Here is a 23,048-nt window from a genome sequence, read left to right on the forward strand (position 1 = left end):
CGTGAGACCGCGAGCTCGACCCCCGACGTGAGACCACCGGCTCGACCCCACGGCGTGAGGGATTGCGGGCTCGACCCCACGGGGTGAGACCACCGGCTCGACTACCCCGAGCGTTGGAACCCCCGGCGGGACCACCACCGCGACGCTCCCGGCACCGGACCACCCAGCGCGAGCCGCCGCTCCAGCAGCCGCATCGACACACCCGCACCGACACCCGCGAGGGCGGCACGCCGCGGCCCGCTCCCGCCGCCGACCCCCGTCACCCGCCGCCGAACAGCTCCGGGTACGCGCGCAGCGTCGCCACGCACTGCTCCTGCCCCGGGCAGCTCCGCAGCAGCTTCACCTCCGGCGGCACGGTCACCTGGGCCGGGGGCGCGGTGGCACCGCCCGGCCACTGCACCGAGATCGCCAACGACGACGCGTTGTTGGTGTACGACTTCTCCATCAGCGACCGGTCGCCGTTGACGACGTTCACCACGTCGTACCGCCCGGACGGCACGTCGCTGATGTCGAGCCACTGGAAGTCGACGGTGTGCAGGTAGTCGTCGCCGTACCCGACCGAGATGCCCTGCACGACGGTCAACGCCTCCGGCGCGTGGTGGCCGCACCGGTTCATCCGCAGCGTCTCCGCCAGCTCCGCCGCCGGCCCGCTCCCGCTGCCCGGGCGGTTGAGGAGGAGGTCGTTGGTGGCGTAGCGGTCGCCCAGGCAGAAGCCGTTCTTCCGGTCCGTCACCACCGTGTCGCCCTCGGGCGTGCGCAGCTGGAAGTGCTCGAAGTCCAGCAGGTGCCAGTGGGCGTGCGACGGCGCCGGCTCGTAGTACATCGTCGCCGGTATCCCGTGCTGCGCCTCCCCGTACGACGCCGGGATCGAACGGTCCACAGCGGACTGGAACGCCTGCCGCGCCGTCATGCGCGGGTGGTTCGCCGACGCCCGGCTGCCGTAGATGAGCAACGGACCGTCGCCGATGTTGTCCGCCGATGTGGTGAACCGCAGCCGGACCGCGCCACCTCCCTGGGCCGACGCCACGCACTCCCCGTTCGGGGCCCAGCGGTCGACGACCAGGCAGACGTCCCAGTCGTGGCACCGTGAGGGGTTGCCCGAAAAACCGCCCGCGCACCCCACCGGCGCCTGCCGCAGGTCCGGCAGCAGCACGGTGTCCCCCGCCTGCGCGTGCGACGGCCCCACCAACACCGCCACGAGCAACGCCGTGGCGGACAGGGCCGCGTACCTCCGCACCATCGTCCTCAGTCCGTCCGATTGTCACAATGATCCACACACCACCGTAGTGACGGATCGAACCGCGACGCGCCCAACACTCGCGATTTCACTCGATCGACTGAGGCGCAAGGGAAATCGACCACCCGGACCCTAACCTTCACCGCGATCGCGCACGGGTGCGCGTCATCCGCGACTGGAGGTGGGTCCGATCGACAAGGGAACTGGCGGCGCCGTGACGATGGTGTGCGGCACCAGACCGGAGCTGATCAAACTCGCCCCGCTGATCCGGCTGATGGGGTCGAGCGCGACCGTCGTCTACACCGGACAGCACTACGACACCGCGATGTACCACCGCATCCGCCGGGACATCGGCCAACCCGGCCGGTTCCACGAGCTGGCGGTGGGCGGCGGACGGCGCGGCGCGCAGCTCGGCGCGGCGGTCGCGGCGGTGGACGAGGTCCTGGACCGGCACCCGACGCGCGCCGTGATCGTGCAGGGCGACACGACGTCCGCGCTCGCGGGCGCGTTGGCGGCCAACGCGAACGACGTCCCGCTGGTGCACGTCGAGGCGGGGCTGCGCAGCTACGACCGGGCGATGCCGGAGGAGCACAACCGGGTGGCCATCGACCACCTCGCCGACCTGTGCTGCGCGCCCACCGCGCTCAACCGCACGAACCTGCTCGCCGAGAGCGTCCCGGACGAGCGGATCGCGATCACCGGCAACACGGTGGTGGAGGCCCTGGTCTCGGCGCTCCCGGGGCACGCCGAGGAGGCCGTGGTCCTGGCCGCGCACCGGCTGGAGCGCGACGGCTACGTGCTGGCCACGATCCACCGCCCGGAGAACGTGGACGACCGCGGCAACCTGGAGACGATCCTCCGCGAGCTGAACCGGCTGCCGCTGCGGGTCGTGCTGCCGCTGCACCCGCGCACGGCCAAGCGCGTCGAGGCGTTCGGCCTGACCGCCCTGCTGGACCGGCTCACGGTGGTCGAGCCGCAGGCGTACCCGGCGTTCCTGGCGCTCGCCCGCGGCGCGGCCGTGGTCGTGTCGGACTCCGGCGGCATCCAGGAGGAGGTGAGCGTGCTGAAGCGGCCGGTGGTCGTGGTCCGCCGCAGCACCGAGCGCCCCGAGATCGAGGGCACGTTCGGCACGCTCGTCCCGCCGGGGCCCCGGCTCACCGCGGAGGTGCTGCGGTGGCTGGACGACGTGGCGGGCCACCGCGAACGGCTGGAGCACATCCCGTCGCCGTACGGCACGGGCTCGCCGTCGGCCCGGATCGCCGCCGCGCTCCGCCGGCTGGTGGGCGGCGACCCGGTGGCGGTCAGCCCGGAACCGGTTGTGGTGCCCCCTCCAGCGTCGCGACGACCCGCTGCGCGAGTCCCACGCTCGAGTTCCAGCTCGTGACGTCCGGGTAGACGTGCGCGGTGGTCGCCAGCAGCAACGGCGTGCCGGCGACCACCACGGGCGGGCGGCGCGCCAGGTACCCGAGCGGGTACACCGGCTCCACGAACGGGGCCTTGAACACCCGGACCTCCTCCACGTCCGCCGCGTCGAGCGCCGGGTGCAGCGTCAGCAGCTGCGCGGTCCAGCGCGCCGCGATCGCCGTGTCGTCCTCCTGGAACAGCGCGGACTCCCGGTCGGTGTACCGCATCGCGTAGACGAGGTGCCGCCCGTAGTACGGCTCCACGCCGGCGAGCGGCGTCATCTGGATCAGGCCGTCGAAGTCCGTGCCGGACCGCACGACCGGCGTCCAGTAGTGCCCCGACAGCGGGCGGCGCAGGAAGAACAGCGCGTTCACCACGCCCTGGTACGGCAGCCGCACGTCCGGCAGCCGCGCGGCCAGGTCGTCGTCCGCGAGCTGCCGCAGCTGGGGCAGCGGGAGCGTCGACACGGCGCGGTCCGCCGACACGACCTCGCCGCCGGGCAGTTCCAGCCGCACGCCGTCGCCGACGCCGATCCGCCGCACCGGGGCGTCGAGCCGCACCTCTCCGCCACCGGCCTCGATCGAGGCCCTCAGCGCGTCGATGACGGTCCGGTAGCCGCCGTCGGGGTACCCGCGCACCGCCACGGCCCCCTCGCGCCCCAGGCGCTGCCACAGGTACAGCGCGGGCACGTCACCGAAGCGCGCGCCGAACTTCGCGCCGAACAGCGGCGCGAGGAGCAGTTCCCACACCCGGTCGCCGTAGAGGCCGCGCAACCAGTCCTCGGTGCGCGTGCCGTCGAGGTCCTTGCCGCGGCCCAACCGGCGCAGCAGCACGGAGACCGCGCCGAACCTCAGCCGGTCGACGACACCCAACGGGGTGAACCTGAGCAGGTCGAGCGCGGTGTTGAACGGGAAGTCCCGGCCGTCCACGACCATGCCCATCCGCGTGCGGCGCCACGTGATCGAGTCGCGCAGGCCCAGCTCGTCCAGCAGGCCGAGCAGGTGGTCGTCGGTCGGCATGACGCAGTGGTAGAAGCGCTCGACCCAGCGGTCGCGCCAGGGGAAGAACGTGCCGAGCCCGCCGAGCTGGTCGCTGCCCTCCAGCAACGTCACCCGCGCGCCCGCGCGCACCAGCCGGTGGGCGGTGGCCAGGCCGCAGATCCCGCCGCCGACCACCGCCACGTGCCCGTGGTCCGGGGCTACCTCCGCGCCCATCACAGCGCCCGGTACGGCGCGGGTGCGAGCCGGTCGCGGGCCAGGAGCTTCAGGTACTGCCCGACGGTCCGCGCGATCCGGATCTTGCTCGGCCCCTGCTTGCGGTCGTAGCGCAGGGTCAGCGGCACCTCGGCCACGACCGGGCGGCAGTGCCGCAGCTTCAGCAGCAGCTCCACCATGCACGCGAACCCGCGCTCCTCGATCAACCGCTCGCCCCAGTGGCCGGCGGCGCGGGCGAGCAGGCTGACCCGGTAGGCCCGGAAGCCGCTGGTGAAGTCGCGGACGCCGTCGACCCGCAGCACGCGGCGGAACAGCACCGCGGCGCCGCGCGACAGCAGCCGGCGCAGCGGTGGCGCGGTGGCGTCGTCGCCGCCGTCCACGAACCGGGAGCAGATCACCACGTCCGCGCCGGCGGCGATCTCGCCCCGCAGCACCCGGATCAGTTCCGGGTCGTGGGTGTCGTCGGCGTCCATCACGACGACGACGTCCTCCTGGGCGGCCTCGGCCAGCACCGCGCGCAGTCCTGATTGGACGGCTTGACCGAGGCCGAGGTTGACCGGGTGGCTGACGAGCCGGACGTCGAGGCCGGGCCAGCCCGCCTTGGCGATCTCGTCGGTGCCGTCGGACGACCCGTCGTCCACGACCCAGGCGGTGAGCTGTTCGGTGAGCGCGACCTCGGCGAGCCGGCGCAGCAGCGGCGGCAGGGAGGCGGCTTCGTTGTAGGCGGGCAGCACGACGTGGGCTCGGGCGTGTGTGCGCCTCGCGTCGGAACGGGCCGGTCCGCCCCGTTCCGACGTGGTGCGCACGTCGCCTTCATCGACGGTCAAAGGGCCCCATTTCACTTGGTGGTGGATGGCGGGTCAGAATTATTCGCCTCCGCACCGCGACTAGATTCGACCACCCCGCGGGTATCCGGTCGCACGGCCGGATGAATTCTCACGGGTAACGAGAACTGAAGATCACCGGAAAGGGGAATAGTGCTCACCGAAAGAGTGAACTAAACGTCCAGGCCGCCGCTCGGCGTGCCCGAACTGCGCCGGAATCCCCGTTCGACTGATCTCGAACGGGTGATCCATACCGAGTGACCAGTGCGCGTTGACCAGTATCGAGTTCGTGGTGGGAAGGACGTCGTCCGAATGTGGTGTGTTGTGGACGGGACACGCTCGGTCCAGGGCGGTCCGAGGTGAACGGCGCGGGGTCGACGACCACCTCGCCCCCGGTGTCGCGGTGGCGGCACCCGAAGCCGAGGTCGAAGCCGCGTGAGGCGGTCGAGCCGGACCTGCTCCGCCGGGTGAACGCGGTGGCGGTGCTGCTCGGCGCGGTCGACGTGACGGCGGTGGCCGTCGTGACCGCGCGGTTCCCGCTCGACTGGCGGTGGACCGCGGTGGTGGCCGCGGCGCTGCTGGGCGTGCGGGCCGCGTGCCGGCTGTACCGGCGGCGGCTGTGGCTGTCCTGGTTCCACGACCTGCCGCGCTCCGCCGGCGCGACCGCCGTGGCGTTCGCCCTGGTCACGCTGGTCGGCCTGCTCGGCCTGGCGGGCGGCGACCCCGGCGCGGCCGTCGCGGCGCAGTGGGCGGTGCTGGGTTTCGCCGGGCTGAGCGAACCGGCGCGGCTCGCCGTGTTCGCCTTCGGCCGCTGGTGCCGCCGCCGGTTCCACCGCTGCGACCGCACGCTCGTGGTCGGCGCCGGGAAGGTCGGCGTCGACCTGGTGGGCGCGATGCTCGCGCACCCCGAGTTCGGGTTGCGCCCGGTCGGGTTCGTCGACCCGGAGCCCGCGCTCGACCGCGCCGCGCTGCCGGTGGACCTGGTGGACGAGGACCTGGCCGACGCGATCACACGACTGGGTGTCGGCACGGTGGTGCTGGCGTTCTCGCACGCCCGCGAGTCGTCCGTGGTCGACTCGGCCATCACCGCGCACCGGCTGGGCTGCACCACCCTGGTCGTGCCCCGGATGTTCGAGCTGTACCAGGACGGGCCCGACATCGAGCGGCTGCGCAGCTACCCGCTGATGCGGCTGGGCACCGCGCCGACCAGCAGGCCGAGCTGGTGGGTCAAGCGCGCGATGGACGTGGTGCTGGCCGCCGTCGCGCTGGTCGTGCTGTCCCCGGTGATCGCGCTGTGCGCCCTGGCCGTGCTGCTGGAGAGCGGCCGACCGGTGATCTTCCGACAGGTCCGGGTGGGTATGGATGATCAGCCTTTCGTGCTCTACAAGTTGCGCAGCGTGAGAATGCAAGGGGAAGACGATTCCCAAGTCACCTGGTCGGTGGTCGGCGATCGGAGGGTCGGACCGGTCGGACGATTCCTGCGCGGCACTTCTTTGGACGAACTGCCGCAGTTGTGGAACATCCTGCGGGGCGACATGTCGATCGTCGGGCCGCGCCCGGAACGACCGGGTTTCGTTCGCGAGTTCTCGGCCATCCACGAGCTATACTGGGCCCGCCACCGGGTTCCGACGGGATTGACCGGGCTCGCGCAGGTGCACGGCCTGCGGGGCGACACCTCGATTGTCGACAGGTCCCGGTACGACAACTACTACATAGCCAACTGGTCGTTGTGGCTGGACGTCAAAATCCTGTTGCAGACGGTGGGTGAGCTGTTGTGCCGAAGGAATCGCTGAACCGGCGACCGCGCCGGGTGCTCGGCTTGTTGTGCGCCGCCGCGCTGCTGATCCCGGGCGCGGGGTGCACCTTCGACGCCGCGTCCGGCCAGGCCAAGCCGCCGGACCCGCTGGCGCCGCCGCCGAGGCCCGCCGCGCCGTGCGGCTGGTGGTACGGCATCGGCGAGCCGCCCAGCGCGGCCGACATCACGTTCGCCGCGCAGCACTACGACCTCGTCGTGCTCAACGCGACCGAGCTCGCGGCCATGCGCCGGCTGAAGTCGTTGAACCCGAAGATCAAGGTGCTGGTCTACAAGGACTTCTCCAGCGCCCGGAACTACCCCGGCGCGGTGATCGGCGACGCGGACGCGCCGCTGCTGCCCACCGGCGTGGGCTACTTCAAGGCCCAGCGGGAGAGCCCGCACTGGTTCGCGCAGGACAGCGCCGGTCACCGGATCGAGTGGAAGACGTACCCGAAGCACTGGCAGATGACCGTGTGGGACCCCACCTACCAGAAGGCGTGGGCCGAGGCCGTCACCGCCGAGGTCGTGCGCGAGGGCTGGGACGGGGTGCTGGCGGACAACGACTTCAACTCGCTGAAGTACTACTCGTCCGCCGTGCTGAAGGGCGCGCGGGACGCGGCCGAGTCCGACCGGATCATCCGCGAGGGCATGGACGCGTTCCTCACCACGGCGGGCGACTCGTTGCAGCAGGCCGGGAAGATGCTGATCCCCAACCTGTCCGAGTCGCACCTCACCCCCGGCCGGTGGTCGGCGCACTCCCGGTACGACGGCGCGATGGAGGAGAACTTCGGCCTCCGGGACACCGGAACGGGTGAACTCCTCACCTTCAAGGGCAACGAGTGGAAGGAACTCCGGTCACAGGCCGCGCTCGGCGAGTCCTGGCTGCTGCTGATCACCCACACCAAGGGCACGCGGGAGGAACGGGTCGGCTACGCCACCGCGGCGTTGCTGGCGAGCCCGCACACGTGCTGGTCGGGCGCCACGACGCGGGACTACCGCCACCCGGACTGGTCGCGGTACCAGGACTCTCGGCTCGGAGAGGCGACCGAGACGGCGAACCGCCTGCCGTCCGGCGTGTGGGACCGGCGGTTCACGGGCGGGTACGTGGCGGTGAACCCGACCGGCCGGATCGCGACGGTGACGCCGCCGCCGGGGCTGGTCAACTTCGACGGCGGCGCGCCCGCGCCGCCCGCCGTGAACATCGGGGCCGGCGACGCGCTGATCCTCGTGAAGCCCGGCAGCCCACCCGCGACCACGGCCACCACCAGCCCGACCGCGCCGTCGACCACGACCACCACCGCCCCGAGCACCACGACGACCACGGCCACCACGACGACGACGGCCACGGTCACGACGACGGCGACTGCGACTGCGACAGCGACGACGACACCGACCAGGACCACCACCACAGCCCCGCCGGGGCCCAACCCGACCACCACCACGTCGACGACCACACCGCCGCCACCCACGACGACGCCGGTGGTGCCGCCGACCACTACTCCACCGGCGCCGACCCCATGAGGTGGCGGTAGAGGTCGAGGTGGCGGCGGGCGCACACGTCCGGCGCGAACCGCTCCCGGGCCCGTTCGGCGAGGAGGCGACCGGTGCGGCCGGGGTCGGGATCGGCGAACAACTCCCGCAACCGCGTCGCCAACTGCCCGACGTCACCCGGCGCCGCCAGCAAACCACCGGCCCAAGCCTCGTTGGCACGGGACTCGCCGACACCCGGCTCGCCGGCACAGTGCGCGCCGACACCGGGCGCGCCGGCGTAATCCTCGCCCGCACCGGGCGCGCCGACGCGCAGCACGCCTGGCGCACCCTCCCGCGGCCGGGCGTCGACACCCCGACCGGGGTCATCGGCGATCAGGCCGGCGTCATGCCCGACCACCGGCAGGCCGCCGGAGGTCGGGCCGCCGAGGCCGAGACCGGCCGTGCCGTGGCCTGCCGTGCGGACACCGGCCGTGCCGTGGCCTGCCGTGCGGACACCGGCCGTGCCAAGACCGAGGGCGGCGAGGCCAGCGGTGCCGAGGTCGGCGGGGGCAGGAGCGGTGGCGGAGGCGAAACCGGGGGCGCCGAGCATGTCGGCCACGCCGCCGGTGTCGGTGGCCACCACGGGCTTGCCGGCGGCCATCGCCTCGGCCACCACCAACGGTTGTTGCTCCATCAGGGACGGCAGGACCAGGGCGTCGTGGTGGCGCAGCAGGTCCGGCACGTCGGCGCGGAACCCGAGGAACGTCACCCGGCCCTCCAACGCACGCGCCCGCACCTCCGCCGCGGCACGTGCCGGCCCGTCCCCGACGACGGTCAGCGTGGCGTCGGGCGGCATCACGTCGGGCCTCGCCAGGGCGTCCAGCAGCACGTCCAAGCCCTTGCGCTCGACCAGCAGGCCGACGAACACGAGCCGCCGCACCGGTCCCGTCGGCGGCTGGACGTGGGCCAGGTCCACGCAGTTGTCGATGTGCGTCACCCGATCGGCGGGCACGCGCAGCCTGGTGGTCAGGAACCGGCCCATCGCCGGCGCGGGCACGACGGTCCGGTGCACGGCGCGGGCCACCACGGCGTCGGCCGCCAGGACGACCCGCGTGTACGCCGAAGGCCCTGCGGCGCGGGGAACGCCCCGGAACCACGGTTCGGCCACGTCGTCGGGCACGCCGTGGTACGTGTGGACGACCTTGATCCCGGACCGGCGCAGACCGGCGGCGACCAGCCCGGCCCGCCGATCGGCCGCGTGCACGACGTCCGGCCGCCACGCCCGCAGCGCCGCCCGCGCCCGCCGGCCCGCCCGGACGTCGGTCTTGTCGCCGACCTCCACCAGCTCGTGGCGCCCGGCCACCGCCTCCGCACCCCGGAGCGGCACGGGGCCGAACACGCGCACGTCGACGTCACCGGTGTCCAGCAGCGCGCGGGCGAGGCGGACGGTGACGTCCACCGGTCCCCCGCTGTCCTGGGTCAGCAGGTACGCGATCCGGGGCCGCCTCACCGGACACCGACCACGAGCTTGTCCACCAGGGTCGCGACCTGGTCGGCCACCTGCCGCCGGTCGAACAGCAGCTCGACCCGCCGCCTGCCGTGCGCGCCCTCCTCGTCGGCCAGCGCCGGGTCGGCGAGCCGCCGCGCGACCGCCTCCGCCAACGCCGCGACGTCACCCTCGGGCGGCACCGCGCCGGCCTCCCCGACGCTCTGCCGCGCCCCGCCGACGTCGAACGCCACCACGGACCGCCCGCACGCCATCGCCTCCAACGGCACCAGCGCCATCCCCTCCGCCCGCGACGGCATCACGACCACGTCGGCGGCGGCGTAGAAGTCGGCGACCGCGTCGTCGTGCCCCCACCACAGCACGGACGCGTCGTCGTGCTCGGCCCGCCACCGCTCGGCCATCGGCCCCTCGCCGACCAGCACCAACCGGGCGTCCGGCACCCGCTCCCGCACCAGGGGCCACGCCGCGAGCAGCTGGTCCTGGCCCTTCAGCGGCGCGAGACGCCCGACGCACACCGCCGTGGGCGCGTCGGGCAGGCCGAGCCGCCGCCGCGCGGCGAGCCGGTCGGCGGGGCGGAACCGGTCGGTGTCCACGCCGTTGCACACCACCTCGGCGGGTCCGGTCACGCCGGCGGCACGGCCCAGGGCCAGCTCGTCGTCGCTCACGCACACCAACTGGTGCGTCCACCGGGCCGCCAGCCGCTCCCACGCGCGGGCCGCGCGCCCCACGACGCCGCCGGCGCTCTGGAACGACCACATGTGCGGCTGGAACAACGTCGGCTGACGCCCGCGCACGACGAGCCTCCCGACCATGCCGGCCTTGGAGCTGTGCAGGTGCACGACGTCCGGCGCGAGGTCGCGCAGGAGGCGCCGCAACCGGACCGCCTCCCCCAGCAGGCCCGGTCCCGGTTGCCGCCCGGCGGGCCACTCCCGCACCTCGACCCCCACGGCCCGCGCGCGATCGGCGAGGGGGCCGGGCGGGCACACCACGGCGACCGCCCACCCCTGGTCCCGCTGCGACCGCACCAACTCCAGCACCACCCCGGCCACGCCCGCCGCGACGGGCTGGCTCACGTGCACGACCCTCACCGCCGCACCTCGCGCAACGCCTCCCGGTTCGCCGCCACCACGACCACGCCGCACACCACCGTCAACACGACCCCTTCGGTCATCGCGCCCACCACGGAACCGGGTGGGCCGAACACGTCACCCGCCAGGAAAGCCACCGCCGCGCAGCACCCGGCCGCCACGACCACGCCCACGACACCCCCGCGCAGCGCGCCCAGCGGCGGGCTGAGCCCCCGCCGGGCCAGCGCCAGCCACGTCCACGGCACCAGCAGCCACGCCGCCGCCACCTGCACCGCGGCGACGGCCACCACGCCGTGCGACGTGAACGCCAGCAGCCCGCCCACCAGCAGCACCAGGTGCGTGGCCTCCAGCGCCAGGTACCGGCGCGCGTGCCCGGCCGCCTTCAGCACCTGGTACCAGACGTGCAGGAGGCTGATCCCCAAGCCGTACAGGCACAGCAGCGCCAACGGCGTCGCCGCGCCCGCCCACCGCCCGCCGAACACGACCACGCGGTCGGACATCGCCGCCGTCACCGCGTAGAGGCCGCCGGTCACCACCAGCACGGCCGTCGTCGCCCGACCGACCACTTCGGACAGTTCTCCGCCGTCCCGGATCAGCCTGGCGCACAACGGGAGCAGCACACCGCCGAGCACCACCGCCACGAGGATGTACGGCACCCAGGCGATCCGGTAGGCCAACGAGTACACGCCGACCGCCTCCGGCCCGTGCGCCCGCCCGAGCGCCAGGTAGTCGAGGTTGATCAGCAGCACCGCGACCAGCGCCCCCGGCCCCACCAGCGCGATCCACCGCACCGCCTCGGCCGCCGCGCCCGCGTCCCACCCCGGCCGCACCCGCACCCCGACCACCACGCCCAGCACGGGCTGCGCGACGGCCGTGCACAGCAGCCCGACCACGAGCGAGAGGGGTCCGACGCCGCCCGCCGCGAGCGCGATCGTCACCGCCGCGCCGAGCACGGCGCCGCCCGCGTCGGGGAGCAGCCGGCGGCGGAAGTCCAGGTCGCGGTGCAGCAGCCCCATCTGCACCCCGGCCACCGCCGAGAACGGCAGGCTCAACGCCGCCCACCGCACGAGGGGCGCGACGGACGGCGCGTCCAGCGCGTGGGCGATGCCGTCGGCCGCGAGCACCAGCCCGAGTGCCAGCGCCAGACCCGTGCCCGCGCTGAGGGTGAGCAGCGTGCCCGCCACCCGGCGCGGATCGCGGTCCGTGCGGCTGACCACGTCGTAGACGCCCATCGACTGCACGACCTGGCCGATGTTCACCAGCGCCACGGCGAGCGCCACCAGGCCGAGGCCCTCCTCGGTGAGGAACGCGGCCAGCACGAGCGTGACGCCCATCTGGCTGCCCTTGCTGACCACGTTCACCAGGAACAGCCACAGCGAGCCGCGCACGGCCCGCTGGCCGACCGCCGTCACGTCCGTCCCGAGTGGACCGGACGGCGTGCCGCCGTGAAGGCGACGAGCAGCAGCCACGCCGCGACGACGGCCACCCCGTCGACGGTCACGTCGACCCGCGTGCCGGCCACGTCCCGGATCGCCAGGTTCACGAAGTGCAGGTGCGCGAACGGGACCAGCAGGAGCAGCAGCGGCCAGCCGAGCCGGTCGCGGCGGCGCCACCACAGCACCGCCACCGCCGCCATCGACGGCACGGCGATCAGCACGTCACCTGGCTGGTGCACGACCGCCACCACCACGGCCAGGCAGGTGAGCAGGTCGGCCGCGGCCGGTTCGCCGAGCCGGTCCAGCCGCCGGGCCAGGACCGCGCTCACCGCGAGCACCCCGACCAGCGCGAACGCCTCCGCCCCCGGCGGCAGCCAGCCCGTGACCCGGTACCAGACGGCGGCGAGGTCGACGCGCTGCGCGGTCATCGAGTCCACCGCGCCGTACGCGGTCTGGCCGGCGTGCGCCAGGTTCGCCGCGATCACGTCCAGGAACGGCCCGATCCCGCCGCCGCGCACCACCAGCGGCACCACGACGACCAGGCTCGCCACCGCCGCGACGGCCGTGCCGGTGAGCGCGACCCGCCGCGACCCGCGCGCGAACAGCAGCACCGCCAGCGGCAGGCCGAACTGCGGCTTCAGCCACGCCAGCGCCAACGCGACCGCCGCCCACCTCGGGTGGCTGGTGCGGGCCAGCAACGCGCCCGCCGCGCCGACCGCGACGAGCGGGTTCACCTGGCCGACGTACAACTGCGCCTTGCCGACCTGGCTGAGCAGCAGCACGGTCGAGATCACCGCCGTGCCGAGCGCCAGTGGCACGTGGGGGCGCAGCCGGCCCGCCGCCAGCCCGGCCAGCGCGATCAGCAGCACCAACGACGCCAGCGCGAACGCCACCGCCCCCACCCGGTAGCCCGGCGCCGCGAACGGAGCGTGCAGCAGCAGGTGGTAGGGCTGGTAGAGGTTGAAGTTCTGGCGGACCGGCCAGTGCTCGAACATCGTCGCCGGGTGGTACGGGTTGCCACCCGCGAGGAACTCGCGGATCGGGAAGTACAGCGCGTCGCGGAAGTCCTGCATCCGCTCCTCGGGCAGGTTGGCCCAGGTCGGGTGCGGCACCTCCCACGACGGCCGCAGCGCGCGCCACGCCGCCGTGCCGCCCGCCAACGCCACCAGGACGGTGAGCAGGGTGCGCGTTCGCGCGCCGGACGACGTGCCGCCGAGCCGCGGCCGGGTCTGCTCGCTCACGGGACCACCACCACGGCGATCACGGTCGCCGACGCGGGCAGCGCGCCCACCACGGCGGCCAGCTCCTCGTGCCGCCTGCCGAGCGCCCGTCCGGCCTCGTCCCGGCCGGCGGCACGGCGGGAGGCCGCGCCCACTCCCACGGGCCACCGCTCCGGGACCGCCGGGACGAGCGCGATCACCGCCTCGCCATCACCGGGTTCGCCGGTCTTGTCCGGCAGCTCGGCGGCCAGGGCCTCGGCGCGCGAGGTCAGCTCCGGGACCACCGCCACGACCCGCGCGGGCCGGGCGGACGCCTCGCACAGCACCGTCAGGCGCCCCGTCAGGTCGGGGTCGTCGTCGGGCAGCACCACGACGGGCCGCCGCACGCCGCCCACCGCCAGGGCCGCGCGGACGCGGTCGTCGGCGCGGGTCCGGCGCAGGTGCCCGGCGGCGTAGGCGGCGAGGCCGGCCAGCACCCCGGCGACCAGGGCCAGCCCGATCGCCAGCGGCCGGTCCGGCGCGACGCGGGTCGTCTCCGGCCGGTCGAGCAGGCGGAGCCGGGCGGCGGGGGCGAACAGGTCGGCCTCCACGACGGCCCGCGCGATGCCCGTCGCGGCCTGGGCGGCCTCGTCGGCGGTCGGCGCGCGCACCGACAGCCTCGCCAGGCCGGACGCGGGCACCAGCTCCACCGACACGCGCCGGGCCAGCTCGTCGATCGGGACGCCGATCTCACCGGCCGGCCCGCGCAGCACGGACGGGCTCCGCGACACCTCGACCAGCGCGGGCAGCGACAGGGCGACGACCTCGCCGTACTGGTCCGGGCCGGTGGCGACGGCCAGCAGGCCGACCCGGCTCTCGTGCTCCTCGCCGCCCACCTCGACGGCGACCAGCACCGCCACGGCGACGAGCACCGCGACACCGACGCTGATCAGCAGGGATCGCCTCATGACGCGTCGACCGCCTCGCGCAGCAGCGCGTCGTAGGACCGCATCAGCGAGCGCGGGTCGTGCCGCCGTTCGACTGTCGCCCGGCCGGCCTCGCCCAACCGGTCCCGCGCCTCGGTGTCGAACAGCAGGGACCGCAACGCGTCCGCCGTCGCCGCCGGGTCGCGGCGCGGCACGACGACACCGCCGCCGGAGGCCAGCACCTGCCGCACACCGTCCACATCGGACGCGACGACGGGCCGTCCGGCGGCCAGGGACTCCAGCACCGCGATCGGCATGCCCTCCCAGTCGCTCGTGAGCACGGTGACGTCGGCGGCGGCCAGCAGGTCCGGCACGTCGCAGCGGTTGCCCAGGAACCGGATCCGGTCGTCGACGCCCAGCTCCGCCGCGCGCCGCTCCAGCGCGTCCCGCAGGCTGCCGTCGCCCGCGAGCCACAGCACCGCGTAGCCGTCCAGCTTCGCCCACGCCTCCAGCAGCACGTCGTGCCGCTTCTGCGGTTCCAGCCGCGCCGGGCACAGCGCGACCGGCACGCGCGGGTCGACGCCGTGCACCGCGCGGACCGCGTCGCGGTCCACCCGTTCGGGTTGCGGGAACACCGCGTTCGGGATCACCACCGGGTCGGGCACGCCCGCCTCGCGCAGCCGGTCGGCCGTCACGTCGGCGACCGCGACGACGGTCCGCGAGGTGCGTTTGAGGATGCGGGCCGCGCCGGTGTAGTCCGCGTCGGCCACGCCGTGGAACACCGTCAGCAGCGGCAGCCGGCGTGGTAGCACCGCGAGCCGGGCGACCAGGCTGGCCGAGACGTTGTGCGCGAGCACCACCTCCGGCCGGAAGCTGCGGATCGCGGCCTTGGTGGCCGTGGTCGCGCGCAGCACGCCCGTCGCGCGCCGCCGCGCCACGGGCACGGTGAACGTCGGCACGCCGAGCGCGCGCAACGCCTCGGCCCGGTGCCCGCCGCCGCTGGCGACGGCGGACTCCCAGCCGAACTGCCCGCCCGACCGGGCCATCCCGGCGACCAGGGCTTCCGCGCCACCGGTCCCCATCTCACTGATCACGTGGAGCACACGCAACGTCGCTCGTCCTCCTCAGGCGCAGGTCGGCCGCGGCCACGACCGCGACCAGCGACCACAACGGCAGGTAGTACTGCTGGGACAGGAAGGTGGAGGCGACCACGACCGCGACCAGGGCCGACTGCGCGGCGAGGACCGGCCGCGGGTCGGTGGTGGCGCGCAGCACGCGTTCGCTGGTGACGGCGGTGACGACGAGGAGGCCCGCGAACAGCGCGAACCCCGGCAGGCCGAGTTCGGCGGCCACTTCGAGGTACATGTTGTGCGCCACGGGGCTCTGCTCGTCGATCTCGGCGTTGTGCGACGCCGCCGGGTAGCCGGCGCGGAACCCGCCGGGCCCGACGCCGAGGGCGGGGTGGTCGGCGACCATCCGCGCGGCGGCCTGCCAGCGCAGCTCGCGGGTGTCCACGTTGGTCCCGGCGACGTGGGTCTTCTCCCGCAGCGCCCGGTCCAGCTCCGGCCCGGCGTACAGGGCGACCGCCACGCCCAGCGCGGCCAGCGCCGCCGCCGCGCCCGCCAACGCCCGGAGCGGCACCGCGCGGCGGGCCAGCAGCCACGCCACGGCGGCCGTGAAGGCGAGCGCGCCGCCGCGGGAGAACGTCGCCGCCGCGCCCGCCGCCAGCACCGTCCCGGCCACGGCGAGGGCGACCCGTCCGGCGCGGCGCAGCGCGACCAGCAGCGGCAGGGCGGCGACCAGGAAGTACGCCAGGTCGTTCGGGTCCTCCAACGGCCCGGTCGCCCGCGTCTGGCCCTCCGCGAGGAGGCTGTGCAGCGCGCCGACGGCGGCGACCACAGCGCCCGCGACGGTCGCGCCGAGCACCGCCCGGATCGGCACCTCGCGCGACGCGACGTCCACCAGGACCACCGTGACCAGCAGGAACGGCAGCCAGCGGAGCGCGTACTCCAGCGTGTACCCGCCACCGGCGTGCACCGCCGAGGACGCCAGCAGCACGAGCGCGAACGCCACGAGGACGGCGTGCACGGGGTGCGGTTCGGGCGCACGGCGCTGCCGCGCCCGGACCACGACCCACGTGACGGCGAGCAGCGCGGGCGGCACCTTGGCCAGTTGGCCGTGGACCTGGAAGAGGTAGCCCTCCAGCGGGGCGGAGAACACCGTCGCGCACGCGAAGGCGCGCAGCAGCAACGTCCCGGCGTCGGGCCGGACCCCGGCCCCCGCGCCGGCCGCTCCGAGGCAGGCCCGCGAGGTCATCCGCCGCACCGGGCGAGCAGCGCCGTGTCGTGCTCGCGCAGGCCCGCTTCGAGGCGGGCGACGTGCTCGCCCGTGCCGACGACGTCGAAGTGGGCGCGCAGGGCGCCGAGCACCCAGCCCAGGAACTCGACCTTCCGCGCGCCCGGCACGGCCATGCCGGGGAAGAACTCCATGCCCGGCGCCTCCGCCGCGCCGAGCACGTCCGTGGGGTGCAGCAACAGGGACGGCTGCACGCCCCGCAGCCGGCACAGCCGCAGCGCCGCGGTGAAGTAGCCGCGCGCGAGGCGGGGCGACACCTGGTGCAGCTGGAGCAGGTAGGAGCCGTGGATCGGGACGCGCAGCAGCGGCATGGTGGTGACCGGCAGCTCGACCAGGCCCGTGCCGACGCGCCAGCGGTAGGCGGCGTTCGGCGCGCGGACCCGGCCGAAGCCGCCGAACAGGTCGCGGTCGCCGCCAGTCGGCGCGGTGCGGTTGTGGTAGGCGCGGGCGAGCGGGCCGATCCACGTGGGCAGGGTGCTGGCGTCGTAGCGGTAGCCGCGTTCGGCGAGCAGGTCGAGCAGGTCGTGGGTGACGCTGTAGCCGGGGCCGCGGAACCCCGTCGGGCGGGGCGCGCCGGCGGCGACGATCGCGTCCTCGGTGCGGGAGAGCTCGGCGTCGAGCCGGTCGCGCGAGTAGCGGTGCAGCCAGGGCTCGTGGCCGTAGGAGTGGTTGGCGACCTCGTGCCCGGCGGCGGTGATGGCCGCGACGGCCTCCGCTCCGTCGTCCCGCTCGACGTCCGCGCCGACGACGAAGACGGTGGTCGTGAGGCCGTTCGCGCCGAACGCCTCCAGCAGGCGGGGCACGGCGGTGGGCAGGAAGCTGGGGCGGCGTTCCCACTCCGGGTCGCCGTGGGTCTTCAGGTAGGCCCATAGGTTGTCGAGGTCGAGGGAGACGCTGGCGGTGCTCATCCGGCCACCCGTGCGGGGGTCTTGGCGAACCGGTCGGCGAAGCCGAGCAGCAGCACGCCGGACACGACGAGCCCCACGCCGAGCACGACCCACCACTCGCGGCCGGGCGTGATCCGGTCGCCGAGGGCGGCGATGCCGACGATCGACGTGAGCACGACCGTGGTGGCGTCCATCGTGGCGACGCTGGAGGTCGCCGAACCCCGGCTCAGCGCGAGGGCGAGGTAGGACTGGCCGACGAGCGCGGCGACGACCATGAGCCACGCCAACGGGTACAGCGGGAGCGTGAGGAACGACTCGTCGGCGAGCGTGCGGCTGGTCATGGCGACCACGGCGAACGCCAGGCCGGCCGACACGGCGAGCGGCACGACGCCGTTCACGCGGCGCTGGACGAGCACGAGGGCCACGAGCGGGAGTCCGAAGAGGACCAGGCCGAGGCCCTGCGGCACGTCGTGCGCGGTCGACGGGGTGGCCGCGGCGACGAGCAGCACCAGCCCGGCCGCCATCACCACGAGCACCACGACCTCGACCGTGCGGACGCGCCAGCCGAGCACCGCGATGCCGAAGAGGGTGGCGAGCCCGACCGCGCACGACGACCCGGCCTGCACGAGGTAGAGCGGGAGCTCGGCGCGGGCGAGGAACGCCAGCGCGAAGCCGCCGACCTGGCCCGCGAAGCCGAGCAGGTAGAGCCGGTCGCGGGCGAGCCGGGCGAGCAGCCCCAGTCCGCCGCCGGTCGTGTCGGCGCGCCGGGAGGCGACGGACTGGGCGACGATGCCCAGCGCGTACAGCACCGCGGACGCGGCGAGTTCGAGGTAACCAGTCACGCGACTCTTCCCCTGGTGACGTCCGGCGCGCGGAAGCGGTCGGTGTGATCGCGATATCGGAACGGCAGGGTAGAACCCGATACTCGCCGCCCCGTTCGAGCGATGGGCAGTTACCCGATCGAGCGATGGGCCTGGTTACGCGCGGCGTTGGCGAGCGGCCGGCACGGCTGCCGTTCGTCCGAGTTGCCGGATTGGCAACATTAGTTGCCAGGGTTCCGACGAGCCTCGCATCATCGGGGCATGGACACCACAGAGCAGCACTGGGAGACGTTCTACCGGGACCGCGACCAGGTCTGGACCGGCAAGGCCAACGAGCTGCTGGTGCGGGAGGTCGGGCACCTCACCCCCGGCACGGCGCTGGACCTCGGGTGCGGCGAGGGCGGTGACGCGGTGTGGCTGGCCGAGCAGGGCTGGCAGGTCACGGCGGTCGACGTGTCGACCACGGCGTTGGCGCGGGGCGCGGCGCGGGCGACCGAGCTGGGCGTGGCGGCGCGGATCGACTGGCAGCGGCACGACCTGGGCCGGACGTTCCCGACCGGGGTGTTCGACCTCGTCTCGGCGCAGTTCCTGCACTCGTTGGTGGCGCCGGAGGGCGAGCGGGAGTCGATCCTCGCGCGGGCGGCGGAGGCGGTGGCGCCGGGCGGCGTGCTGCTGGTCGTGAGCCACGCCGGGTGGGCCACGTGGCAGCACGACCACCCGCACGCCGACCACCACTTCCCCACCAACGCGGAGGTGCTGGCGTCGCTGGACCTGGACCTGCGGAAGTGGGTGGTGGAGGTGGACGAGACGGTCGAGCGCGAGATGCACGGCCCGAACGGCGAGCACGGCACGCGAGGGGATCACGTGCTGCGGTTGCGCCGGAGCTGACGGCGCGGGCGGCGGGCGGCGGGCGGCGCGGGCGGTGGGCGGCGCGGACGGGCGGCTCAGGTTGGCCGTCTGTCAAACCGGCGGGCAGCCTAGGACGGCGGGGGCGAGCGGCTTGGCCGGGCGGCCTGTCAGGCCCGAGCTTCGCCCAGGCGGTCGAGGAGGGTGGTCAGGGCTTCGCCCAGGGGCAGGTCCACGCGGACGGTCGCGTGGGCGTCGCCCCTGGTCTCGCCCTGGTTGACGATGAGGACCGGCTTGCCGGCGTTCGCGGCGTGCCGGACGAACCGCAGGCCGGACATGACCGTCAACGACGAGCCGAGGACGAGCAGGGCGTCGGCCTCGTCCACCAGCCGGTAGCACCGCTCGACCCGCGGGCGGGGCACGTTCTCACCGAAGAACACCACGTCCGGCTTCAGCACGCCCGAACCGCAGTCGGCGCACCCGACCAGCCGGAACGACCGCACCTCGTGGTCGGGCAGGTCGACGTCGCCGTCCGGGTTGATCCGGGTGGCGGTCGCCGCGAACGCCGGGTTGGCGGCGCGGAACCGGCGGTCCAGGTCCTCGCGGGCGCTGACCGCGCCGCAATCGAGGCAGATCACCCGGTCGAGGCTGCCGTGCAGCTCGACCACGTCGGGCGTGCCGGCGGCCTGGTGCAGGCCGTCGACGTTCTGGGTGATCACGCCGGACAGGTGGCCGCGGGCGTGCAGCGCCGCGACCGCGTGGTGGCCGGTGTTCGGGGCGGCGCGGGCGATGGTCCGCCAGCCGAGGTGGCTGCGCGCCCAGTAGCGGCGCCTGCCGTCGACGCTGCCGACGAACTCGTCGTAGGTCATCGGGGTGTGCTTGCGCAGGCTGCCGGCCGCGCCCCGGTAGTCCGGGATGCCGGACTCGGTGGACAGTCCGGCCCCGCTGAGCACCACGACCCGGCCCGCGGCGACCACCGGCACGACCTCGTCCAGGCTGGTCGTGCGCGGCAACGGCGCACCGGTCGCCGTCCAGCTCAACGTGGGCCGAGTGCGCATGCGGTCCACTTTACGGGCGCGCCGGCGCTTCCGGCTGGTCAGCGGCGTGGCGTGGCACGTGGACGCGGCGGGGCCGTTCCCCTACCGTCCGGCGTGCCCGCCAGCGGACCGACTGGCGGATGACACCCTCCACGACTGGTGAGCGACCATGCGGAAGATCGTGTTCATGCTGGCGGTGTCCTTGGACGGCTTCTTCGAGACGCTGGACGGCTCGATCGACTGGCACCGGGTGGACGACGAGTTGCACCGGCACATGAACGCCGACCTGGCGGCGATGGGCGCGTTCCTGGAGGGCCGGCGGACGTACGAGTTGATGGAGGAGTTCTGGCCGAACGCCGACCAGGACTCCTCGATCCCGGCGTCGATGGCGGAGTTCGCCGAGATCTGGCGCGGGACGCCGAAGGTCGTGTACTCGCGCACGCTGGAGTCGGTGGGGCCCAACGCCACGATCGTGCGTGACGTGGTGGTGGACGAGGTGCTGGCGCTGAAGGCGTCGGCGAGCGGCGACCTGGTGGTGGGCGGGCCGGACCTGGCGTCGACGTTCCGCCGCCTGGGCCTGGTCGACGAGTACCGCGTGTACGTGCAGCCGGTGCTGTTGGGCCGGGGGCGGCCGTGGCTCCAGCCGGAGGACGACAAGACGGATCTGGACCTGGTGGAGACCCGCGTCTTCGGCAACGGTGTCGTGCTGCTGCGCTACCGCGTCGGCGGTTGAGCCGTCCGGCGGCGAGGCTCAGGATTTCCCCCGGGCCGGGCGTCAGAAGCGGAACGCGGCTCGCACCAGGGCGGCGTCGTACGGGCGGTTGCCGGACTGGACCGGCATGGTGTCCGGCGGGCGGGGGCCGATCAGGGACGCCGCCTCCGCCGGCAGGCCGATCCAGTGGTCGGTGAGGGTGACGTCCAGCGGTGTGCCCGGGTCCAGCTCGCACGTGACCTTGCGGTTGGCCGGGCCGTAGAACTCCAGCGTGGTGGCGTGGAGTTCCGTGAAGTTGTGCCGGCACACGCGCACGCCCCGGTCCGACAGGGTGACCTGCGTCCGCCACGCGTTCGCGGTCGGTGAGATCTGGAGGGTGACGGTGCGGACGTCGCCATCGGTGCTGCTCAGCACGGTCGCCGTGGGGGCGGGCAGGGTCAGGGCCGGCGCGTCGGCGCGCATCAGCGGCTCGTCCAGCATCGGGTGGCGGTCGGTCAACGTCACCCGTTCCGGGGAGTCGCCGAGGACGCGTGACGTCCACGCGTCGGGCGCGGGGTCGGCGGAGAGCCAGTCCGCCCGGCCGGTCTCGGTGTCCAGCAGGTAGATCAGGGAGTTCGGGCGCTGCTCGGTCGGACCGAACCCGACCCGCGCCGTGCCGACCGCGATCAACGCCACGGCGACCAGCGCCACCGCGGTCGCCGTCGTGCCGGGACGGGGCAGCGCGCCGAGCACCGGCAGCAGCAGCACGCCCGCGAGCACGGCGAACACGACGGCGACCGCGACCAGCGGCAGTCCCAACGCCACCGTCATCGTGCCGACCAGCGGCGGGTAGATCGCGGCGGCCACGAGCGGCGGCAGGGCGGCGAACCTCGTCGCCCACACCGCCGGCAGCCCGACCAGCAACGGCCACTGGAACAGGAAACCGGTGCCGGGCGCGGCCAGCGTGGCGACCACCAGCAGGGCGGCGGTGACCACGAGCACCCCGGCGACCACTTCGGCGGACGTCCACCGCCGCAGCACCCGGACGGCCGTGAACAGCACCGCCAACCCCAGAGCGCAGAACCCGGCGACGAACCAGCCCCGCTCGTACGGCTCGGACAACGCCAGGAACGCCAGCTCCGGACGTGCCCACGCCACCAGCGCCCACACCCCGAACGACACCGCGCCCGCCGTGAGCACCGCGCCGACCGCCACCCCGGCGACCGCGCCCACCGCCCGCGGCCGCAACCGTCCACTTCGGACGTTCCGGACCAGGAGCCACGCCAGGGCGGTCACCGTCAGGGCGGCGAGCACCTCGGCCAGGGGGACGGGGTAGCGCACGAGCACGCGGGAGAAGACGTCGAAGTAGACGGCGTCGCCGTCCGCCACGCGCAGGTCCCGGTCACCGAGCGCCCGCACCAGGCCGACCATCGTCTCCCCGTGGTGCTGGACGCTGCCCCGGTCCAGCCGCGCCAGGTCGTCGTACGTCGAGTGGTAGTCGCGGACGTGCTCGATGAACGCGCTGTCCAGCCCGCGCGCGCCCGCTTCCAGGAACACGGTGAAGTCGCTGTAGTTCGGCATCCGCCGGTAGACCTCGAACGCCAGCGAGTTCGCGATGGGCCTGCTGCTCGCCTCGCCGAACGCCGACACCAGCGCCGCGTTGTCGGGGCCGGTCTGGAACATCCACACCGGGCCGCCGCTCCCCCGCGCCTCCCAGTTCAGCACCGCGCCGATCCCGGACACGCCGTGCCGCCGCACGTACGCCTCCGCGCCGAGCGTCCCGACCTCCTCGCCGTCGGTGAACAGGAACACCACGTCGTTGCGCACGGGAGTGGTGGTGAGGGCGCGCAGGGTCTCCAGCATCGCCGCGACCGCCGCGCCGTCGTCGGCCGCACCGGGACCGGTCGGCACGGAGTCGTAGTGCGCGACCAGCAGCAACGCCTTGCCGCCGCTCACCCCGGGGTCGGTGCCGGGCACGCGCGCGACGACGTTGTGCGCGGTCGCCACGCGGGCCACGCCCCGCCACGGCCGCACCACGTCACCGGACTCCACCACCACGTCGGCCCCGAGGGACCGGGCCGTGTCGGCGATGTACCCGCGGACGCGCTGGTTGTCCGCCGAGCCGATGGGGTGCGGGCGCTGGGCGATCTCGGCCAGGTGGCGCTCGGCGCGGCCGGCCGCGAACTCGCCCGGCGGGGCGTCCGCCACGGGTGCTGGAGGGCGGAACGCCAGCACCGCCAGCACGCCCACGGCGGCGACCGCCACCAGCACGACCGCCACCCACGCCCGCCGGACGCCGTCCACCATCAGG

19 protein-coding genes are annotated in these 23,048 nt (G+C 74.4%); 5 read left to right on the top strand and 14 right to left on the bottom strand.

Annotated elements, in window-relative coordinates; all coding sequences use genetic code 11:
• Positions 1-259 precede the first annotated feature (259 nt).
• Positions 260-1,240, bottom strand: a complete 981-nt coding sequence (locus tag ACRAKH_RS22650; protein WP_380725601.1) for a lysyl oxidase family protein — start codon at positions 1,238-1,240, stop codon at positions 260-262.
• Positions 1,241-1,457: 217 nt separating this feature from the next.
• On the opposite strand from ACRAKH_RS22650, the gene wecB reads away from it, so the two are divergent.
• Entirely contained in the window at positions 1,458-2,621 is a 1,164-nt protein-coding gene (wecB, locus tag ACRAKH_RS22655) for a non-hydrolyzing UDP-N-acetylglucosamine 2-epimerase (RefSeq protein WP_447009979.1), read from the top strand.
• Here wecB and ACRAKH_RS22660 read toward each other — a convergent pair.
• Positions 2,539-3,855, bottom strand: a complete 1,317-nt coding sequence (locus ACRAKH_RS22660; RefSeq protein ID WP_380725597.1) for an FAD-dependent oxidoreductase — start codon at positions 3,853-3,855, stop codon at positions 2,539-2,541. The two genes, wecB and ACRAKH_RS22660, sit on opposite strands and share 83 nt — an antisense overlap.
• Entirely contained in the window at positions 3,855-4,682 is an 828-nt protein-coding gene (locus ACRAKH_RS22665; protein ID WP_380725595.1) for a glycosyltransferase, read from the bottom strand. Before ACRAKH_RS22665 ends, ACRAKH_RS22660 begins: the two co-directional genes overlap by 1 nt.
• A 356-nt stretch (positions 4,683-5,038) precedes the next feature.
• On the opposite strand from ACRAKH_RS22665, the gene ACRAKH_RS22670 reads away from it, so the two are divergent.
• Both ACRAKH_RS22670 and ACRAKH_RS22675 read left to right on the top strand, forming a co-directional pair.
• Positions 5,039-6,472, top strand: coding sequence for a sugar transferase (locus tag ACRAKH_RS22670; protein ID WP_447009255.1), 1,434 nt, complete (start codon positions 5,039-5,041; stop codon positions 6,470-6,472).
• The gene (locus ACRAKH_RS22675; protein ID WP_380725591.1) at positions 6,454-7,995 is read left to right on the top strand and encodes a putative glycoside hydrolase family 15 protein; all 1,542 of its coding nucleotides are present in this window, start codon (positions 6,454-6,456) and stop codon (positions 7,993-7,995) included. Before ACRAKH_RS22670 ends, ACRAKH_RS22675 begins: the two co-directional genes overlap by 19 nt.
• On the opposite strand, the gene ACRAKH_RS22680 is transcribed toward ACRAKH_RS22675, so the two are convergent.
• The 9 genes from ACRAKH_RS22680 to ACRAKH_RS22720 are packed head-to-tail and all read right to left on the bottom strand — an operon-like array spanning position 7,970 to position 18,184.
• Entirely contained in the window at positions 7,970-9,454 is a 1,485-nt protein-coding gene (locus tag ACRAKH_RS22680) for a glycosyltransferase family 4 protein (protein WP_447009256.1), read from the bottom strand. The genes ACRAKH_RS22675 and ACRAKH_RS22680 overlap by 26 nt on opposite strands.
• Positions 9,451-10,539, bottom strand: coding sequence for a glycosyltransferase (locus ACRAKH_RS22685; RefSeq protein ID WP_447009257.1), 1,089 nt, complete (start codon positions 10,537-10,539; stop codon positions 9,451-9,453). Before ACRAKH_RS22685 ends, ACRAKH_RS22680 begins: the two co-directional genes overlap by 4 nt.
• The gene (locus ACRAKH_RS22690) at positions 10,536-11,951 is read right to left on the bottom strand and encodes an oligosaccharide flippase family protein (protein WP_447009258.1); all 1,416 of its coding nucleotides are present in this window, start codon (positions 11,949-11,951) and stop codon (positions 10,536-10,538) included. The genes ACRAKH_RS22685 and ACRAKH_RS22690 overlap by 4 nt, the downstream gene beginning before the upstream one ends.
• Positions 11,948-13,216 carry a glycosyltransferase 87 family protein gene (locus tag ACRAKH_RS22695; protein WP_380730018.1) on the bottom strand — a complete coding sequence of 423 codons (1,269 nt, stop codon included), beginning with the start codon at positions 13,214-13,216 and terminating at the stop codon, positions 11,948-11,950. Before ACRAKH_RS22695 ends, ACRAKH_RS22690 begins: the two co-directional genes overlap by 4 nt.
• The gene (locus ACRAKH_RS22700) at positions 13,213-14,142 is read right to left on the bottom strand and encodes a hypothetical protein (protein ID WP_447009259.1); all 930 of its coding nucleotides are present in this window, start codon (positions 14,140-14,142) and stop codon (positions 13,213-13,215) included. Before ACRAKH_RS22700 ends, ACRAKH_RS22695 begins: the two co-directional genes overlap by 4 nt.
• A complete protein-coding gene (locus tag ACRAKH_RS22705) occupies positions 14,139-15,194 on the bottom strand; it encodes a glycosyltransferase (protein ID WP_380730663.1) in 1,056 nt (351 codons plus the stop codon). The genes ACRAKH_RS22700 and ACRAKH_RS22705 overlap by 4 nt, the downstream gene beginning before the upstream one ends.
• Positions 15,184-16,416, bottom strand: coding sequence for an O-antigen ligase family protein (locus ACRAKH_RS22710; protein WP_447009260.1), 1,233 nt, complete (start codon positions 16,414-16,416; stop codon positions 15,184-15,186). Before ACRAKH_RS22710 ends, ACRAKH_RS22705 begins: the two co-directional genes overlap by 11 nt.
• On the bottom strand, positions 16,413-17,363 hold the full coding sequence (locus tag ACRAKH_RS22715; RefSeq protein WP_380729177.1) for a polysaccharide deacetylase family protein: 951 nt from the start codon (positions 17,361-17,363) through the stop codon (positions 16,413-16,415). The genes ACRAKH_RS22710 and ACRAKH_RS22715 overlap by 4 nt, the downstream gene beginning before the upstream one ends.
• Entirely contained in the window at positions 17,360-18,184 is an 825-nt protein-coding gene (locus tag ACRAKH_RS22720) for a hypothetical protein (protein WP_380729179.1), read from the bottom strand. Before ACRAKH_RS22720 ends, ACRAKH_RS22715 begins: the two co-directional genes overlap by 4 nt.
• A 240-nt stretch (positions 18,185-18,424) precedes the next feature.
• Between ACRAKH_RS22720 and ACRAKH_RS22725 the strand changes: the two genes are divergently transcribed.
• Positions 18,425-19,051 (top strand): SAM-dependent methyltransferase, encoded by a 627-nt coding sequence (locus ACRAKH_RS22725; protein WP_380729182.1) that lies wholly within the window; start codon positions 18,425-18,427, stop codon positions 19,049-19,051.
• 128 nt (positions 19,052-19,179) lie between these two features.
• Here the strand turns inward: ACRAKH_RS22725 and ACRAKH_RS22730 are convergent, their stop codons facing one another.
• Positions 19,180-20,067 carry an NAD-dependent protein deacetylase gene (locus ACRAKH_RS22730; protein ID WP_380729185.1) on the bottom strand — a complete coding sequence of 296 codons (888 nt, stop codon included), beginning with the start codon at positions 20,065-20,067 and terminating at the stop codon, positions 19,180-19,182.
• A gap of 148 nt (positions 20,068-20,215) precedes the next feature.
• On the opposite strand from ACRAKH_RS22730, the gene ACRAKH_RS22735 reads away from it, so the two are divergent.
• On the top strand, positions 20,216-20,779 hold the full coding sequence (locus ACRAKH_RS22735; protein ID WP_380729188.1) for a dihydrofolate reductase family protein: 564 nt from the start codon (positions 20,216-20,218) through the stop codon (positions 20,777-20,779).
• A 42-nt stretch (positions 20,780-20,821) separates the two neighbouring features.
• On the opposite strand, the gene ACRAKH_RS22740 is transcribed toward ACRAKH_RS22735, so the two are convergent.
• Positions 20,822-23,044: a M20/M25/M40 family metallo-hydrolase gene (locus ACRAKH_RS22740; protein WP_380729190.1), complete on the bottom strand. Its 2,223-nt coding sequence runs from the start codon at positions 23,042-23,044 to the stop codon at positions 20,822-20,824.
• Positions 23,045-23,048 lie beyond the last annotated feature (4 nt).

The sequence above is a fragment of the Saccharothrix hoggarensis genome, from assembly GCF_052936025.1.

Bases quoted from the DNA above. Each gene is read 5' to 3' on its own strand.
- ACRAKH_RS22650 (WP_380725601.1), bottom strand. From the start codon at position 1,240: ATGGTGCGGAGGTACGCGGCCCTGTCCGCCACGGCGTTGCTCGTGGCG.
- wecB (WP_447009979.1), top strand. From the start codon at position 1,458: ATGGTGTGCGGCACCAGACCGGAGCTGATCAAACTCGCCCCGCTGATC.
- ACRAKH_RS22660 (WP_380725597.1), bottom strand. From the start codon at position 3,855: ATGGGCGCGGAGGTAGCCCCGGACCACGGGCACGTGGCGGTGGTCGGC.
- ACRAKH_RS22700 (WP_447009259.1), bottom strand. From the start codon at position 14,142: ATGAGGCGATCCCTGCTGATCAGCGTCGGTGTCGCGGTGCTCGTCGCC.
- ACRAKH_RS22710 (WP_447009260.1), bottom strand. From the start codon at position 16,416: ATGACCTCGCGGGCCTGCCTCGGAGCGGCCGGCGCGGGGGCCGGGGTC.
- ACRAKH_RS22715 (WP_380729177.1), bottom strand. From the start codon at position 17,363: ATGAGCACCGCCAGCGTCTCCCTCGACCTCGACAACCTATGGGCCTAC.
- ACRAKH_RS22725 (WP_380729182.1), top strand. From the start codon at position 18,425: ATGGACACCACAGAGCAGCACTGGGAGACGTTCTACCGGGACCGCGAC.
- ACRAKH_RS22730 (WP_380729185.1), bottom strand. From the start codon at position 20,067: ATGCGCACTCGGCCCACGTTGAGCTGGACGGCGACCGGTGCGCCGTTG.
- ACRAKH_RS22735 (WP_380729188.1), top strand. From the start codon at position 20,216: ATGCGGAAGATCGTGTTCATGCTGGCGGTGTCCTTGGACGGCTTCTTC.
- ACRAKH_RS22740 (WP_380729190.1), bottom strand. From the start codon at position 23,044: ATGGTGGACGGCGTCCGGCGGGCGTGGGTGGCGGTCGTGCTGGTGGCG.